The 16650-nt window shown below is 56.7% G+C and carries 6 protein-coding genes; all 6 read left to right on the top strand.

The window, feature by feature from the left end; genetic code table 11:
* Positions 1-175 precede the first annotated feature (175 nt).
* The gene (gene gcvP / locus HMPREF2927_RS03755; RefSeq protein ID WP_012903038.1) at positions 176-3016 is read left to right on the top strand and encodes an aminomethyl-transferring glycine dehydrogenase; all 2841 of its coding nucleotides are present in this window, start codon (positions 176-178) and stop codon (positions 3014-3016) included.
* Positions 3017-3188: 172 nt separating this feature from the next.
* Positions 3189-4307 (top strand): glycine cleavage system aminomethyltransferase GcvT, encoded by a 1119-nt coding sequence (gene gcvT / locus HMPREF2927_RS03750; RefSeq protein ID WP_049338079.1) that lies wholly within the window; start codon positions 3189-3191, stop codon positions 4305-4307.
* Positions 4308-4582: 275 nt separating this feature from the next.
* Positions 4583-6079: an L-serine ammonia-lyase gene (locus tag HMPREF2927_RS03745; RefSeq protein ID WP_070685652.1), complete on the top strand. Its 1497-nt coding sequence runs from the start codon at positions 4583-4585 to the stop codon at positions 6077-6079.
* 257 nt (positions 6080-6336) lie between these two features.
* Positions 6337-9843, top strand: coding sequence for a DNA-directed RNA polymerase subunit beta (gene rpoB, locus HMPREF2927_RS03740; RefSeq protein ID WP_070685649.1), 3507 nt, complete (start codon positions 6337-6339; stop codon positions 9841-9843).
* Between the two features lie 110 nt (positions 9844-9953).
* Positions 9954-13856 carry a DNA-directed RNA polymerase subunit beta' gene (locus HMPREF2927_RS03735; protein ID WP_070685647.1) on the top strand — a complete coding sequence of 1301 codons (3903 nt, stop codon included), beginning with the start codon at positions 9954-9956 and terminating at the stop codon, positions 13854-13856.
* Positions 13857-14364: 508 nt separating this feature from the next.
* The gene (locus tag HMPREF2927_RS03730) at positions 14365-16470 is read left to right on the top strand and encodes a neutral/alkaline non-lysosomal ceramidase N-terminal domain-containing protein (protein ID WP_083311164.1); all 2106 of its coding nucleotides are present in this window, start codon (positions 14365-14367) and stop codon (positions 16468-16470) included.
* Positions 16471-16650 lie beyond the last annotated feature (180 nt).

The following is a 16650-nucleotide window of genomic DNA, read 5'->3' as shown; positions in this document are numbered from 1 at the left end:
TTTCCTCTAACAGGGAGGGAGCTTAGCGGGGCAAAAGACTTTGATGTTTAGGCATGTCAAATGTTGGTAAAGCTAGCAAAACTTTGCGGAGATGTGGGACACTTAAAGCGTTCGACTCGTCGCAATAGCGCGACGTGACCCCTTTACGGTTTGCGCCGACTAATAGGAGAATCCTATGTCCTTTATTGATCGTCATCTCGGCCCCCGTTCCGCAGACGCAGAGCAGATGCTCGAAACCCTGGGATACTCTTCCCTGGATGCGCTGATGGACGCTGTTGTCCCCTCGCAGATTCGCCTTGACGGCGAATTGCAGTTGCCTGCTCCGCTGTCGGAGCATGAGGCTCAGGCAAAGATTGCCGGCTATGCTGCGAAGAATAAGGTTCTCGCCCAGATGATTGGTGCCGGATACTACGATGCAGTAACTCCCGCGGTTCTGCGCCGTAACATTCTGGAAAACCCCGGTTTCTACACTTCTTACACCCCGTACCAGGCTGAGATTTCTCAGGGCCGTCTGGAGGCTCTGCTGAACTTCCAGAACACCGTGATGGAGCTGACCGGCCTGGAGATTGCAAACTCCTCCCTGCTGGATGAGGCATCCGCAGTAGCTGAGGCAGCTGTCATGATGCACCGTGCGAACCGCAAGGTGAAGAATGGCTTCTTCGCGATTGACTCCCGTTGCCTGCCTCAGGTTATTTCGGTGACTCGCGGCCGTGCAGAGATGCTCGGCATTCCCTTCGTCATTACTGATTTCTCTGAGGGTCTGCCTGAGGGCGACCTGTACGGTATCGTCCTGGCGTACCCCGGCAATGAAGGCGATATTCGCGATATTGAGCCGCTGATTAAGGCCGCTAAGGAGCGTAACGCCCTGGTCACTGTGGTCGCTGACCTGTTGGCTCTGACCCTGCTGAAGTCTCCGGGTGAGCTGGGTGCTGATATCGCAGTTGGTAACACTCAGCGTTTCGGTCTGCCCTTCTTCTTCGGTGGCCCCCACGCTGCGTACATGGCTGTTCACAAGGGCATGGAGCGTACCATGCCTGGCCGTCTGGTGGGTGTTTCTAAGGATTCGGCTGGTAAGCCTGCGTACCGTCTGGCTCTGCAGACTCGTGAGCAGCACATTCGCCGTGAGAAGGCTACTTCCAATATTTGTACTGCTCAGGCTCTGCTGGCGATTGTTGCTGGTGCTTACGCGATGTACCACGGTCCTGAGGGTCTGCGCGCTATCGCGAACCGCCTGCACACTAATGCCGCTCGTGTTGCTACCGCGCTGAAGTCTGCGGGCTACGGTATCGCTCACGATACTTTTTTCGACACCGTCGTGGTGGAGGCTGCTGGCCGTGCTGACGAGCTGGTTGCGAAGGCTCTGGAAGCTGGCGTGAACATCCGCCGCTTCGACGAGAACCGCATCGGTATTTCCGTGGGTGAGTCTCACGGTGAGGAGCTGCTCAAGGGCCTGGTTGAGGCTCTGGGCGGCACCCTGGGTGAGGCAGATGCACAGTACGATCTGCCCGCTGAGCTGCTGCGTACCGATGACTACATGCAGCACCCGATTTTCCACAAGTACCGCTCCGAGACGGAGATGATGCGCTACCTGCGTCACCTCGCTGACAAGGATCTGGCACTTGACCGCACCATGATTCCGTTGGGTTCGTGCACTATGAAGCTGAACGCGGCCGCTGAGATGGAGCCCATCTCCTGGCCTGAGTTCGCGAACATCCACCCGCTGGTCCCGGAGAATCAGGCTGAGGGCTGGCACGAGCTGATTAAGGATTTGAGCGAGTGGCTGGTTGCTATTACCGGTTACGATGCTATCTCGCTGCAGCCGAACTCGGGTGCGACCGGTGAGTACGCTGGTCTGCGCGCTATCCGTTCCTTCCACGAGGCTAACGGTGACCACGAGCGCGATACCGTCCTGATTCCGCTGTCTGCTCACGGCACCAACGCGGCATCTGCTGCTCTGGCTGGTCTGAAGGTTGCCGGCGTGGCAACTGCGGCTGACGGTTCGATTGATGTTGACGACTTGAAAGCCAAGATCGAGAAGTACGGCCCCAAGGTTGCCGGCATCATGATTACCTACCCCTCCACTCACGGTGTGTTTGAGGAGCAGGTTGCTGAGGTGTGCCAGCTGGTTCACGAGGCTGGCGGCCAGGTGTACCTGGATGGCGCGAACCTGAACGCTCAGATGGGCTTCGCTCAGCCCGGTAAGTTCGGCGGCGACGTTTCGCACCTGAACCTGCACAAGACCTTCTCCATTCCTCACGGTGGTGGCGGCCCCGGTGTTGGCCCGCTGGCTGTTCGTGAGCACTTGGCGAAGTTCCTGCCCGGCGACGCATACCGCGCTGATGCTGAAGGTAAGCTCCCCAACGATGCTGCACTGCCGATTTCTCAGGCGTTCTTCGGTTCTGCCGGTGTTCTGCCGATTAGCTGGATGTACATTGCGATGACTGGTGCTCAGGGTCTGAAGGACTCTTCGCAGTACGCGGTGCTGAACGCTAACTACATTGCGAAGAAGCTCAACGACAAGTACCCGGTGCTGTACACCGGCCCCGGCGGTCTGGTCGCTCACGAGTGCATCCTGGACCTGCGTCAGCTGACCGATCAGTCTCACGTGACTGCTGAGGATGTCTGCAAGCGTCTGATGGACTTCGGCTTCCACGCTCCGACCCTGGCGTTCCCGGTTCCGGGCACCCTGATGGTTGAGCCGACTGAGTCTGAGTCGAAGGAAGAGCTGGACCGCTTCATTGAGGCAATGGAGACCATCTACGATGAGATTATTGAGGTGGCTGAGGGGAAGGTCGCTGTGGAGGATTCGGTTCTGCGCAACGCACCGCACACCGTTGATGTGGTGAGCGCTGATGAGTGGGATCGCCCCTACAGCCGTACTCAGGCGGCTTTCCCTGTCCCGAGCCTGCGCGCTAACAAGTACTTCACCTCGGTGGGTCGTATTGATGGCGCTGGCGGTGACCGTAACTTCGTGTGCGAATGCCCCCCGATGGAGGCTTTCGACCTGGAAGCATAAGGAGCCTGTAACGCTCCTGGGTGGGCTGTAGCGGTCTACCTGCCTCACTCGTCCTCAGGTTTCTGGGGGCGGGTGGGGACCGCCTCCGCAGCGTATCTCGTGTCTGTGGGGGTGAACTAAATCTACGACGATTGAACGATAACAGCACAAGGCTGTGCGTGAGGAGAATCTAATGTCCCCCAAGAAGACCTCCCTGTACCCGGTCCACGAGAAGCTGGGCGCTTCTTTCACCGACTTCGGCGGCTGGGATATGCCCCTGAAGTACGCTAATGACGTTGCTGAGCATGAGGCTGTCCGTACTCGTGCCGGTATTTTCGACCTGTCCCACATGGGTGAGTTCCGTGTGACCGGCCCGGATGCGGGCGCGTTCCTGGATTATGCTCTGGTGTCGAACATGTCCATCCTGAAGGTCGGTAAGGCAAAGTACTCGATCCTGGTCAACGACAAGGGCGGCGTGATTGACGACCTGATTACTTACCGTCTGGGCGATGAGGAGTTCATGGTCGTTCCGAACGCTTCGAACATTGACACTGACTTCGCTGCGATGAGCGAGCGCCTGGGTGATTTCAACGTTGAGTTCGTGAATGAGTCGGATCAGACTTCCCTGGTGGCTGTTCAGGGTCCTCGTGCTGAGGAGATTCTGCTGGCTGCTGGTGTTTCTGATGAGGAGGCTGTCCGCGAGCTGAAGTACTACGCTTCGGTGCCGCTGACTGTTGCTGGCGTTGATGTTCTGCTGGCTCGTACCGGTTACACCGGTGAGGACGGCTTCGAACTGTTCGTTCCGAATGAGAACGCTGTTGAGCTGTGGGATAAGCTGGCTGCTGCTGGTGAGCCTTTCGGTATGATTCCTGCTGGCCTGGCTTCTCGTGATTCCTTGCGTCTTGAGGCTGGTATGCCGCTGTACGGTCATGAGCTGGGTCTTGAGATTACTCCGTTTGAGTCCGGTCTGGGCCGTCTGGTTGAGATCGCTCTGGAGAAGAAAGCGGCTGACTTCGTTGGTCGTGAGGCTCTGACTGAGCTGGCTAAGAGCGAGTCGAAGCGCATCCTGGTTGGTTTGAAGGCTCAGGCGAAGCGTCCTGCTCGTGCCGGTTCTAAGCTGGTTGATGCTGAGGGTAATGAGATCGGTGAGGTTACCTCCGGTATTCCTTCCCCGACTCTGGGCTTCCCGATTGCTATGGCGCTGGTGAACCGTGAATTCTCTGAGGTTGGTTCTACTGTGGATGTTGATATCCGCGGTAAGCGTGCTCCGTTTGATGTTGTGGCTCTGCCGTTCTACAAGCGTGAGAAGTAAGAGTTTTTCTGCAGGTAATCTGTAGGGCAGAGGCGTCGTGTCCTGTGTGGGCACGGCGCCTTTTCTGCGCCGTGAGGTGGGCGTTGAGCGGCGGGGGAGTGTGTGAGGTGTTCTGAGCCTTAGTTTGTGCTGGTTCTGAAGTGCGTTAGGATTAGAGCGGCCAGTCAAAGGTGATTGTCCGCACTTATAGACCGTAGCTTGGTGGGCGGCTCCTCTGTTGAAGGGCGCATATCTTTTGGCGCGGTGCACAGACATTTTTATTTGAAGGACAGAACGTGGCTATTACCCAGAGCGCGCCCAGCAGCGTGCAGAAGAAGGCAGAGGCTCTGCCGTATGACATCAGTGTTTTTGAGATGTTCAGCATTGGCGTGGGTCCTTCGAGCTCGCATACGGTCGGTCCGATGCGTGCTTCGAATCGTTTTGTGGCGGAGCTGATCGATGAGGACCTGCTGAATCGTGTGACGGGTGTGCACGTGGATCTGTATGGTTCGTTGGCGGCTACGGGTGCCGGTCACGGCACGATGAGCGCGGCGTTGAAGGGTCTGTGCGGTTTTGTGCCTGAGACGATCAATATTGCTGATTCTGAGGCGTTGATGGAGCGCAATAGCGTGGATGGTACTTTGCCGCTTGCTGGTTACCCGTCCTCTGCTTACGGTGTGACTGCGCCCGGTGGTGAGGAGCAGAAGGTGTACGGCCCGGTGGTGAAGTACCGTGAGCTGGATATGACTCTGCGTCCTTTGACTGTTTTGCCGCGCCATACGAACGGTATGAAGATTGCGGCATTTGAGGGCGAGCAGCTGCTGTTGGAGCGCACCTACTATTCGATTGGTGGCGGCTTCATTGTTGAGGGTGATGAGGAGGCGACCGGTGGTGCGTCGCTGATGAACCCTCCGTATCCGTTTGGTTCGGCTGCTGAGCTGCTGGAGATGGCGAATGAGTCTGGTCTGTCGATTGCTCAGTTGAAGATGGCGAATGAGTGTTCTCTGCGTTCTGAGCAGGAGGTCCGTGACGGTATCTTGCATATCTACCGTGTGATGAAGGAGTGCATTGGCTCTTCTCTGGCGCGTGTGGGTTATTTGCCGGGGCCTTTGAAGGTGCGTTGCCGTGCGGGTGCGTGGCATCGCGATTTGATGGTGGAGGACCCTTCGAAGTCTCCTGAGTTCGCTATTGACTGGGTGAATCTGATTGCTTTGGCGGTCAATGAGGAGAATGCTTTTGGCGGTCGTGTGGTGACTGCTCCGACGAATGGTGCTGCGGGTATTATTCCTGCGGTGTTGCATTACGCGATGAATTACACGCAGGGTATTCGCCATTGCGGTCAGGCTGCTCGTGATCAGGCGGTTGTTGATTTCTTCTTGGCGTCTGCTGCTGTGGGTGTGCTGTATAAGAAGCGCGCGTCGATTTCTGGTGCTGAGGTGGGTTGCCAGGGTGAGGTGGGTAGCGCCTCCTCGATGGCTGCTGCTGGTTTGGCGCAGGTGATGGGTGGTACTCCCGAGCAGGTTGAGAATGCGGCTGAGATTGCGATGGAACACAACCTGGGTCTGACGTGTGACCCGGTGGGTGGTTTGGTGCAGATTCCGTGTATTGAGCGTAATGCGATGGCTGCGTCGAATGCTGTGACGGCGGCTCGTATGGCGTTGCGTGGTGATGGTACGCACCGTGTGTCGTTGGATCAGGTGATTGAGACGATGCGTCAGACCGGTTTGGATATGTCTCACCGTTATAAGGAGACGTCCATGGGTGGTTTGGCTGTGAATGTGGTGGAATGCTAGGTGCACGCTGTGGCAGGTTTGCACTCCTGATGAGGGTGTGGTAGACAGAAGGGCTTTCTTCCTGTATCGTTAGTATTTACGCTTTCCCTAACCTTTGTGCCTTCATATAGCGGTGGGCACGGGCTGAAGGTGACGTTTTTCCGTCCGACTCTATAGCTTCGAGCACCGTTTTATTCGGGGGCTGAGGTTGTCGTGTCGCCGGTAATGTCGCCGGGAGGCTGATTGCTAACAGACATGTCTGTGGAAGGATCCCCATTTTGGTCGCTTCGAGCACCTCTAACCATGACGCCGCTAACGGCGCAGAGAACGTCTCGCGCCGAATTTCATTCGCGAAGATTAACGAACCGCTGAAGGTTCCCAACCTGCTTGCTATCCAGACCGATAGCTTCGACCGCCTCGTTGGTAACGAGCGCTGGGCGGAGCGTCTGGAGAAGGCGCAGGCTGCTGGTGACACTTCTGTCCCCGCTCAGTCCGGTCTGGCTGAGATTTTTGAAGAAATCTCCCCGATTCGTGACTTCCAGGAGACTATGCAGCTCTCCTTCTCTGAGCCTGAGTTTGCTGACCCCAAGTACTCTGTTGAGGAGTGCAAGGACCGCGACGCAACCTACTCGGCTCCGCTGTACATTAAGGCTGAATTCATGAACCTCGCTACCGGCGAGGTCAAGCAGCAGACCCTGTTCATGGGTGACTTCCCCCTGATGACCGAGGCCGGTACCTTCGTTATTAACGGTACTGAGCGTGTGGTCGTTTCTCAGCTGGTGCGTTCCCCCGGTGCTTACTTCGAGAAGGCTCCGGACCGTACCTCCGATAAGGACATTTACTCTGCCCGCGTGATTCCTTCCCGCGGTGCATGGTTCGAGCTTGAGATTGATAAGCGCGACCAGGTTGGCGTGCGTCTGGACCGCAAGCGTAAGCAGTCCGTGACTGTTCTGCTGAAGGCTCTGGGCTGGACCGAGTCCAAGATCCTGGCTGAGTTTGGTCAGTACGACTCCATCCGCGCAACCCTGGAGAAGGACTCCGTCAAGGACCGCGACGAGGCTCTGCTGGATATCTACCGCAAGCTGCGTCCGGGTGAGCCCCCGACGGTTGAAGCTGCCCAGGCTCTGCTGGACAACATGTACTTCACCCCGCGACGCTACGACCTGGCGAAGGTTGGCCGTTACAAGCTGAACCGTAAGCTCGGTGTGGACGTTCCCATGGATTCCCCCGAGGCTTCCGTTCTGAGCCAGGACGACATCGCTCAGATGATTCGTTACCTCTGCGCTCTGCACGCAGGCGAGACCAGCATCCCCGGCGTCCGTGACGGCGAGGAGATCTCCCTCAAGATTGATATCGACGACATCGACCACTTCGGTAACCGTCGTATCCGCACCGTGGGCGAGCTGATTGAGAACCAGATCCGTACCGGTCTGTCCCGTATGGAGCGCGTGGTTCGCGAGCGCATGACCACCCAGGACGTGGACGCTATCACCCCGCAGTCCCTGGTGAACATCCGCCCCGTCGTGGCGGCTATCAAGGAGTTCTTCGGTACTTCTCAGCTGTCGCAGTTCATGGACCAGAACAACCCGCTGGCAGGTCTGACCCACAAGCGTCGTCTGTCCGCACTGGGCCCGGGCGGTCTGTCCCGTGACCGTGCAGGTATGGAAGTTCGAGACGTCCACCCCTCGCACTACGGTCGTATGTGCCCCATTGAAACCCCTGAAGGCCCGAACATTGGTCTGATTGGTTCGCTGGCAACCTACGGTCGTATCAACTCCTTCGGTTTCATTGAGACCCCCTACCGCGTGGTGACTGACGGTCGCGTGACCGATGAGGTCCGCTACCTGACCGCTGACGACGAGAAGTCTGTTGTTATCGCACAGGCAAACGCACCGCTGAACGCTGACCGCACTTTCGCTGAGAACGAGGTTCTCTGCCGTGCGGGCGATGGTTCTGGCGAAGCTGTTCTGGTTGCTCCCGGCGCCGTTCAGTACATGGACGTCTCCCCGCGCCAGATGGTGTCTGTTGCTACCGCTCTGATTCCTTACCTGGAGCACGACGACGCTAACCGAGCACTGATGGGTGCTAACATGCAGCGTCAGGCTGTGCCCCTGCTGGAGTCTGAGGCTCCCGTGGTTGGTACCGGTATGGAGAAGTACGCAGCACTGGACTCCGGTGACTCCGTGCTCGCGAAGAAGCCCGGTGTGGTTTCCTCCGTGGACGCTAAGACCGTTATCGTCCGTAACGACGACGGCTCTGTATCCACCTACCCGATCATGAAGTTCTCCCGATCGAACCCGGGTAACTGCTACAACCAGCGCGTTGTGGTGAAGGAAGGCCAGCGCGTCGAGTACCGCGACGTTATTGCTGATGGCCCCTCCACCGACGGCGGCGAGCTGGCACTGGGTAAGAACCTGCTCGTGGCATACATGCCGTGGGAAGGCCTGAACTACGAGGATGCGATCATCCTCTCCCAGCGCATGGTTTCTGAGGACGTGCTGACCTCGATTCACATTGAGGAGCACGAGATTGACGCCCGCGACACCAAGCTGGGCCCCGAGGAGATTACCCGCGACATTCCGAACGTGTCCGAGGATGTTCTCTCGGCTCTGGACGAGCGCGGCATCATCCACATCGGTGCTGAGGTTGAGGCTGGCGACATCCTCGTTGGTAAGGTCACCCCCAAGGGTGAGACCGAGCTGACCCCCGAGGAGCGCCTGCTGCGCGCAATCTTCGGTGAGAAGTCTCGCGAGGTTCGCGACACCTCCCTGAAGGTTCCTCACGGCGAGTCCGGTACCGTCATCGGTATCCGTATCTTCGACCGCGAGAACAACGATGAGGACGATCTGCCCCCGGGCGTGAACCAGCTGGTTCGCGTGTACGTGGCTCAGAAGCGTAAGATTACCGACGGCGACAAGCTTGCAGGCCGCCACGGTAACAAGGGTGTTATTTCCAAGATCCTACCGATCGAGGATATGCCCTTCCTGGAAGACGGTACCCCCGTGGACGTTATCCTGAACCCGCTGGGCGTGCCCGGTCGTATGAACATTGGTCAGGTTCTGGAAGTCCACACCGGTTGGCTGGCTAAGCAGGGTTGGAAGATTGAGGGCGAGCCCGAGTGGCTTAAGCACATGCCGAACTTCCCGAAGGAATCCGGCCCGACCCGCCTGGCAACCCCGGTGTTCGACGGTGCCCACGAGGACGAACTGTTCGACCTTATGGACCACTCGAACCCGAACCGCGATGGTGACCGTCTGATCAACCGTTCCGGTAAGGCACGTCTGATTGACGGCCGTTCCGGTGAACCGTTCCCGGACCCGATTTCGGTTGGTTACCAGTACATCCTGAAGCTGCACCACCTGGTGGATGACAAGATTCACGCTCGTTCCACCGGTCCGTACTCGATGATTACCCAGCAGCCTCTGGGTGGTAAAGCTCAGTTCGGTGGTCAGCGCTTCGGTGAGATGGAAGTGTGGGCGCTGGAAGCATATGGCGCCGCATACACCCTGCAGGAAATCCTGACCGTCAAGTCCGATGACGTGGCGGGCCGTGTGAAGGTTTACGAGGCTATCGTGAAGGGCGAGAACATCCCTGAGCCGGGTATCCCCGAATCCTTCAAGGTTCTTATCAAGGAAATGCAGTCTCTGTGCCTGAACGTCGAGGTGCTCTCCACCGACGGCAAGATTATTGAGATGAGCGACTCGGAGGAAGAAGGCTTCCGGGCAGCAGAAGATATGGGCGTGAGCCTGACCCACGACGAGCCTAGCTCCGTCGACGAGGTATAAGCACCGCCTCCTTCTAGGGTGGGGAACCCCGCATGCGCTCGCGTGCGTTGTGGGGTTCCCGCCCGCTAACCCAAGTCTTCAGAAACTTACAGAAAGAGATTAGGACCGATATGTCCAACGAATCTTCGCTTGGTTTGATGCGAATTGGCCTCGCCACCGCCGACGACATCCGTCGTTGGTCCTTTGGTGAGGTTAAGAAGCCCGAGACCATCAACTACCGTACCCTGAAGCCCGAGAAGGACGGTCTCTTCGACGAGCGTATCTTCGGCCCCACCAAGGACTGGGAGTGCTACTGCGGTAAGTACAAGCGCGTGCGCTTCAAGGGCATTGTGTGTGAGCGCTGTGGTGTTGAGGTGACCCGCTCTAAGGTACGTCGTGAGCGTATGGGTCACATTGAGCTGGCTGCTCCTGTTACCCACATTTGGTACTTCAAGGGTGTTCCTTCCCGTCTGGGTTACCTGCTGGATCTGGCTCCGAAGGACCTGGAGAAGGTCATTTACTTCGCTGCGTACATGATCACTAAGGTTGATGAGGAAGCTCGTCACGAGGATCTGCCGATGCTGCAGGCTGCTCACGACCGTGAGAAGCAGGAGCTTGAGGCTGCTCTGAACGCTGATGTGAACGCTATTAGCCGTGAGGTTGAGGCGGAGCTGGCTCGTATTGAGGCAGAGGGCGGCAAAGCTGCTGAGAAGCGTAAGCTGCGTGATAACGCTGAGCGTCAGCTCGCGTCAGTGCGTAAGCGTTACGAGCGTGAGGCTGAGCACCTGGATCGTGTGTGGGATCGCTTCAAGAACCTGAAGGTCGCTGACCTTGAAGGTGATGAGGCTCTGTACCGTTCCATGATTGATAAGTACGGCCTGTACTTTGAGGGTGCGATGGGCGCAGAGGCTATTAAGAAGCGTCTGGAGTCCTTCGACCTGGAGGCTGAGTCTGAGGCTCTGAAGGAGATCATTCAGACCGGTAAGGGTCAGAAGAAGACCCGCGCTCTGAAGCGTCTGAAGGTTGTTAACGCCTTCCTGACCACTAACAACTCCCCGCTGGGTATGGTCCTGGATGTTGTTCCGGTTATTCCGCCGGAACTGCGCCCGATGGTTCAGCTGGACGGTGGCCGTTTCGCGACCTCCGACCTGAACGACCTGTACCGTCGTGTGATTAACCGTAACAACCGTTTGAAGCGTCTGCTGGAGCTGGGTGCTCCCGAGATTATCGTGAACAACGAGAAGCGTATGCTACAGGAAGCTGTGGACTCGCTGTTCGATAACGGTCGTCGCGGTCGCCCGGTGACCGGCCCCGGTAACCGCCCCCTGAAGTCTCTGTCTGACATGCTGAAGGGTAAGCAGGGTCGTTTCCGTCAGAACCTGCTCGGTAAGCGTGTTGACTACTCGGGTCGTTCCGTGATTGTGGTTGGTCCTCAGCTGCAGATGCACCAGTGTGGTCTGCCCAAGCAGATGGCGCTGGAGCTGTTCAAGCCCTTCGTTATGAAGCGTCTGGTGGAGCTGAGCCACGCTCAGAACATTAAGAGCGCTAAGCGTATGGTTGAGCGTTTCCGCCCGCAGGTTTGGGACGTTCTGGAAGAGGTTATTGCTGAGCACCCGGTTCTGCTGAACCGTGCACCTACCCTGCACCGCCTCGGTATTCAGGCGTTTGAGCCGAAGCTGGTTGAGGGTAAGGCTATTCAGCTGCACCCGCTGGTTTGCTCCGCGTTCAACGCTGACTTCGATGGTGACCAGATGGCAGTTCACCTGCCGCTGTCTCCCGAGGCTCAGGCTGAGGCTCGTATCCTCATGCTGTCCTCGAACAACATCCTGAAGCCTTCGGATGGTCGCCCTGTGGCTGTCCCCTCGCAGGATATGATCATTGGTCTGTACCACCTGACCAGCCCCCGCGATGGTCAGAAGAACGAGGGTCACGCATTCTCCTCGGTGTCTGAGGCTCTGATGGCGATGGATCGTCACGAGATTGAGCTGTACACCAAGGTGAAGATTCGCCTTGATGGTGACCAGTTTGTTGCTCCTGAGGGCTGGGAAGCTCCCGAGGGTTACAAGCCTGGCGACCCTGTCCTGCTGGACTGCACCGTTGGTCAGGTTCTGTTCAACCAGGCTCTGCCGAAGGATTACCCCTGGTTCTCCGGCGTGGCAGATAAGAAGGGCCTGGGTAGCCTGATTAACGATCTGGCTGAGCGTTACCCGATGGATGTTGTGGCTCGTGCTCTGGATAACCTGAAGAACTCCGGTTTCTACTGGGCTTCTCGTTCGGGCGTGACCGTGGCTGTTTCCGATATTGCTACTCCCGCTGAGAAGCCGGCAATTATGGAGCGCTACGAGAAGCAGGCTGCTGCAATTCAGGACGACTTCGAGATCGGTACCATCGATGACGAAGAGCGTCGTCAGGAGCTGATTAAGGTTTGGACTGAGGCTACCGACGTGGTTGCTGAGGCTATGCGTGAGAACCTGAGCTCTCACGGTGGTCTGAACACCATTTACCGTATGGTGACCTCCGGTGCACGTGGTAACTGGATGCAGGTCCGTCAGATTGCGGGTATCCGCGGTCTGGTGTCGAACCCGAAGGGTGAGATTATGCCTCGCCCGATTAAGTCCTCGTACCGTGAGGGCCTGTCGGTTCTGGAGTACTTCATCGCGACCCACGGTGCACGTAAGGGTCTGGCGGATACCGCACTGCGTACCGCTAACTCGGGTTACCTGACTCGTCGTCTGGTGGACGTTTCGCAGGACGTTATCGTTCGCGAGCACGACTGTGGCACTCGCCGCGGTCTGGTTCTGCCTCTGATTGATGAGGATGGCGGTCTGCACCAGGATGTCGAGACTTCGATTCACGGTCGTACCCTTGCGGTTGACGTGAAGGACGAGGCTGGCAACGTTCTGGCTGCTGCTGGTTCCGATGTCTCTGATGAGCTCATTGAGAAGCTCTTCAAGGCAGGCGTGAAGGATGTTCGCGTCCGTTCGGTTCTGACCTGTGAGTCCGCTATTGGTGTGTGTGCACTGTGCTACGGCCGTTCGATGGCTTCGAATGTGCTGGTGGACATTGGTGAGGCTGTTGGTATTATTGCGGCTCAGTCGATTGGTGAGCCCGGTACCCAGCTGACCATGCGTACCTTCCACACCGGTGGTGTGGCTTCGGCTGACGATATTACTCAGGGTCTGCCCCGTATTCAGGAGCTGTTCGAGGCTCGTACCCCCAAGGGTGTTGCCCCGATTTCTGAGGTGTCCGGTCGCGTGACCATTGAGGATACCGAGAAGTCCTACAAGATTGTGGTGACCCCGGACGATGGTTCCGAGCCCCAGTCCTACACTGTTCTGCGTCGTGCAGCTTCTAAGCTGCAGAACGGCGATCACGTTCAGGTTGGCGATCAGCTGGCTACCGGTTCTGTTGATCCGAAGGAGGTTCTGCGTATTCGTGGTCCTCGTGAGGCTCAGAAGCACCTGGTGAGCGAGGTTCAGGGCGTGTACAAGTCGCAGGGTGTGGAAATCCACGACAAGCATGTTGAGGTTATTGTTCGCCAGATGCTGCGTCGCGTGACCGTGATTGAGTCCGGCGATACCGATCTGCTGCCTGGTGAGCTGGTTGATAACATTGCTTTCCAGACTGCTAACCGCAAGGCACTGGTTGAGGGTAAGAAGCCCGCAGCTGGCCGTCCGGAAATGATGGGTATTACCAAGGCTTCGCTGGCTACCGAGTCCTGGCTGTCGGCGGCCTCCTTCCAGGAGACCACCCGCGTCCTGACTCAGGCTGCTATGGAGGCGAAGACTGACCCGCTGCTCGGCCTGAAGGAGAACGTGATCATCGGTAAGCTGGTTCCCGCCGGTACCGGTCTGGCACGTTACAACGATATTGAGGTTGAGCCCAGCGCCCAGGCTACTGCTGAGCGTATGCAGGCTCTGGACACTTTCGGTGGTTACCAGAGCGCGTTCCAGATGGATAACGAGGTGTACACTTACGGCAACGGCGGCTTTATGGCTGTTTCGCTGGATGAGTACGGTCGTGGTCTGGACTAAGGCTTCTGCCGTGAGGGGTAGGTTGAGGGTTTAGAGCCCCGGCCTGGTCCTTGATAAAGAACGCGGATACTCGAGTTTGTCTCGGGTATCCGCGTTTTTTGTTTCACGAGGAGGTGGAGGTTTCTTTTAAGCGTGGCTTTAATATTCTTTACCCTTCAATGTGAGGTTGTAGATTTTATGCCTAGTGGACGAATTTATTTATGAAAAAATCATTGGAGTGCATCATTTTTCATGATGAGAAAATTGCTTGACAGAGCAAGAAATTAGATGGCGGTCAAATATTCTAAATCTCCCTAGAAACCGCACTAGAACTGCAATATATAGAATATTCACTCGTTTTTCTTTGGGGTATATATAGAATAAATGTTCTTTATTTGAACAATGCTAATTCAACTGGAAAGCCTTTTGACTAGGTTCTATTCTTGAAGGCATGCATATCACTCCAATCACTTCCGGGTGGGTGACTACTAGCGGCACCCGACTGCCCTCCGGAACATCTCAATCTCAGATGCTTGAACAGAATTCCTCTTTGTCTGCAGGGGAGCGAAAGCGCTCCTCTGTTTTTTCGCGTTTTAAAGCACCCACCCACTCTATTGCTCGCATTGGTGCAGCATGCCTTATTGCGGCTTCCGCAGTTCTTCCTGCCGGTCAGGTTGCGACCGCAGCTCCTGCCTCTCAGAGCGCTAGTGCTACCCCCTACCTGGTAGGTGCGGGTGCGGCGGATATTACCGGTGAGCCCGGTGAAGTCGGTTTCATGGGCTACGGTGAGAGCTCTCAGAAAGGTAGCGGCGTGCATACTCGCCAGTATGCTCGTGCTTTTATTGCGGTGGATCGCGCCTCCGGTAAGCGCAACCTCATTGTTGTCTTGGACTCTCTGACTGGCTGGCAGTCTCTGCGTGATGAACTGGTCAAGCGTATCCGTGCAGAGTTTGGCTCCGCATACGATGAGTCAAACATTATGATTACCGCGACTCACACCCATGCGACCCCCGGTGGTATTACGCACCAGAGCCTCTACAATATCACCACTCTGGGCTTCCATCAGGACACTTTCAATGCTCAGGTGAATGGTTCGCTGAAGGCAATCCGCCAGGCAACTAAGGACCTGGCTCCAGGTAACCTGACGATTTCATCTTCGAAGCTGACCGGTGTTGGCGCTAACCGTTCCCGCGAGGCGTTTAATCTGGATTCTCCCCAGTTGCGTTCTAAGTTGCCCGGCGGTACCGATCCGACCAATATGACTCTGCGTCTGGAGCGCAACGGTAAGACTCGTGCGGTGTTGAACTGGTATGCGATTCACCCGACTTCTTTGACCTCGAAGAATACTCTGATTTCGAGTGATAACAAGGGTTATGCGGAGTATCTGCTGGAGACTCAGGATCACGGCGTTGACCGCAATGTTCCCGGTAGTGGTGATGGTTTCGTTGCGGCGTTTGCAAATGCTAATGCTGGTGATGTTTCCCCGAATACTTGGTTGAAGCCTGGTCAGGGTCCCACTAATGACCAGTTCAAGAATGTGAAGATTCAGGGTGAGAAGCAGGCTAATGCTGTGCGTTCTCAGCTCAAGAGCGCGGGTACTCCGGTGGGTAAGGGTCTGGATTCACGTATTTCGTACTTCAATTTCTCGGGTATGAACGTGGATGCCAAGTACACCGGTAGCGGTCATAATGAGCGCACCTGTCAGGGTTTCTTGGGTACTCCGTTTGGTGCCGGCTCCACTGAGGACGGCGGCGGCGGTTGGGCGGTCTATAAGGAAGGCTCTGGTCGCCCCTCTATTCTGGGTACTTTGGTGTTCACTCCGAGCGCTGCGCAGACGCGTTGCCAGCAGCCGAAGGGCATTCTTTTCTCTGCAAAAAATGGAACGATCATTCAGGAAAAGTATCCGGTGCAGATTATGCGCTTCGGTGACTACTACCTGCTGGGTATGCCCGGTGAGTTCACCGGCGCGGTGGGTGTGCAGTACCGCCAGGATGCAGCTAAGCTCTTCGGTGTTCCCGAATCGCATATTATTCTGCAGGGTTACACCAACGCCTACGATCACTACGTGACGACTCCTGAGGAGTATGACTCTCAGCAGTATGAAGGTGGCGCGACCCTCTTCGGTCGTTACACCTCCAGTGCGTTCCGCCAGACCATTAATATTGTCGGAACCTCGCTGAAGAACGGTACCCCTCTGGGTATTGGTGACCGCCCGAACGATCGTCGCCCGGTAGCGAGCCTGCAGGGTAAGGTCGTCTACGATACCCCCATGTTTGGTATGCGTTACGGCCAGGTCACTCAGCAGCCTCAGGACGCTATTGCCGGCCGCGAAGAGGTGACGGCTCGTTTCGCTGGTGCTCACCCAAATAACAACATGCATCACGACGGTAGTTACTTCGTGATTGAGCGTCGTGTGGGTAATACCTGGAAGTACTACACCGCGGATAATAATCCGGATACTTTCTTTGAATGGAAGCGCATTGGTGTTTCGGCGTCTCAGGTGACGGTTCGCTGGAAGGTGCCGGCTAATACTCCTAAGGGGCAGTACCGCATCCGCTACTACGGCAATGCTAAGAAGAATTCGAAGACTATCACCCCGTTTGAGGGTCAGACTCGAGTCTTCCAGGTGGCGTAGTCCAGCAGTTGCTGTGGCGGACCTATAACTGAATACTCTCTTGTGGGAGGCGGGTGCAGCTATGCGCTCGCCTCCCGCATCTGTTGGGGTCGCCAAGAATCATTGAGAGGTTCTTGGCGGCCTTCTGCTTTAAATTGCGTCAAGGAGGCAATAGAAACAGAGGTGGGGGAGGGGGGCAGT

Source organism: Rothia sp. HMSC061E04 (assembly GCF_001813685.1).
Classification (GTDB): domain Bacteria; phylum Actinomycetota; class Actinomycetes; order Actinomycetales; family Micrococcaceae; genus Rothia; species Rothia mucilaginosa.
The sequence above is the reverse complement of the archived record's forward strand: the minus strand, read 5'-3'. Positions and strand labels throughout refer to the sequence as shown.